Annotated in this window: 2 protein-coding genes; both read left to right on the top strand. The window is 41.7% G+C overall.

Annotation, left to right across the window (positions count from 1 at the left end; genetic code table 11):
* The first annotated feature begins 297 nt into the window (after positions 1–297).
* The gene (locus FCV43_RS19055; RefSeq protein ID WP_136996065.1) at positions 298–618 is read left to right on the top strand and encodes a hypothetical protein; all 321 of its coding nucleotides are present in this window, start codon (positions 298–300) and stop codon (positions 616–618) included.
* 729 nt (positions 619–1,347) lie between these two features.
* Positions 1,348–1,803, top strand: coding sequence for a hypothetical protein (locus FCV43_RS19050; RefSeq protein ID WP_136996064.1), 456 nt, complete (start codon positions 1,348–1,350; stop codon positions 1,801–1,803).
* The last annotated feature ends 18 nt before the right edge of the window (positions 1,804–1,821 follow it).

Genomic DNA, 1,821 nt, shown 5'->3' with positions numbered 1-1,821 from the left:
GCGTTTTGTTGTCTATGATTGAGTTTCGAACTATCCGTTTTACTTCTGAGTTCAAAGCCAGTAGATTTGTAACCAATTCAGCACCTTGGCGCTAAACTTGGCTCTGTCGTGCGGGCAATATAACAAAGCATTTAAGACGGACTCCCAACGCTTGGTGGCTTTAGTTCAAAGATATGCATCAGTGTTTATGGTGTAATGTCTTGAGTGCAGTGGTAGCGTTGCTCGCCACTTAACGCGGCGTTATAACGCAGTTGGTCATTTCGACAAAATTACTATTTATTAATAAAAGGGAATGTTGTGAAAAAACTATTATTAGCTTTAGGTTTTGCTGTATCAATTACCTCATTTAGTACATCAGCTGCATTTGGGATTAATTCAATTGATCAAGCTAAGGTCTGTCAGTTCGCAAATGGTGATGAAGCCCAAGATAGGTGTAAAGATGGTGATGTTGCTATGTGGACTCCTGCTACCTTTGGTAATGAACAAACACCAATATTTTATGTATCACTATTTTGCGACTTTGAGGCTCCGATTATTCACACAGTTGGCGGTGTTAGCTGTATTTTTACAACGAAACGTAAAGCTCAATGGGTTGATTATGGGGTTAAGGAGAAATAGCGTTATAACAAACAATTTAACCTGACTTACAACGCGTGGCAGTTTTACTCCTAATCGGTATCAAGTGATTAAGGCGCAATGCAGAACCTATGCATTGCGTTGCTGCGCAAGTTAATTGGGCGTTATGTTTTAATGTAATTTCAATGGCTTAAATGCCTTTGAGTCGTTCTTTGTCCCTCTAGCCATTCGTTGGGAGTAGACTCAGCAAATCACGATTGTCTGCCCCAATTCTTGAATCACTTCCCCCGTAAAACATGCCAAAGTTCGTGGGTTGCTTCATTCGAGTTTTAGGGTGGTTTGCTCGCCTTGTTTTTCTGGTTCAAAGTCGCTTTGGGCATATTTCTCAATCAGCCAATAACCTTGGCAGTTGAGTCGGCAAATCACCATTGTTCTGCGCGGCTTGTGCAAAGAAAGGGCGCTTGTTGAGCCTTGATCGAGTTGCCTCATTATCAGGGAAGTGGACTTACTCATTTCCGGTTTGGCGCATCTGTCGTTCAAGTGAGTTCGAGCTTGTGATTTACTTCAGAAATCTAGGTATGCATCTCAGTTCTTTGCCAAGTAAATCAACGAATTGTGCTAAAACATAACAAAGCATTTAAGACGGATTCTCAACGCTTGGCGATTTCAGTCTAGGTCTGCTTCAGTGCTAAATGTGGCAAGGTTTAAGGTTGGGTGGTCGCGTTGTTCACCACTTAATGCGGCGTTATGCCTTTTAGGAGAAAGCAAAAAATGGCGAAAAACTGCGAAATTGGAAAAGTCGTGGAGATACCGCTCGAAAATGGATATTTCGGATATGGTTTAATTCTTAATGAACCAGTTGTAGCTTTCTCTAAGCAGGTTTTTTCGAAGCCCCAACAGGACTTTATATCGCTGTTCGATGGACCTGTATTCTGTATTTGGGTAATGAAGCTTGCTCTTGGAGAGCAGGGGTGGAACAAAGTTGGAAAGTTAGAAGATCATGCTTTGTTTCATTCTCATCAGAAGTTCTACAAATTCGACTTAATATCTAAAAAATTCTCGATATACTCTGGTGCTCAAGAGGCATCAGCTGAAAAGTCAGAGTGCTTGGAACTCGAGTGTGCAGCCGTTTGGGACAGAGAGCATGTAGAAGATAGGTTGCTCTCTCTTAGTGAGGGTAATGAGTGTAAGTGGACGACTTTATTGCGTGCTGACAGACAGGCATAACAAACAATTTAAGAGTGA

It is taken from the genome of Vibrio genomosp. F6, assembly GCF_005146325.1.
Taxonomy (GTDB): Bacteria; Pseudomonadota; Gammaproteobacteria; order Enterobacterales; family Vibrionaceae; genus Vibrio; species Vibrio cortegadensis.
This window is presented reverse-complemented; position numbering and strand designations above follow the sequence as displayed.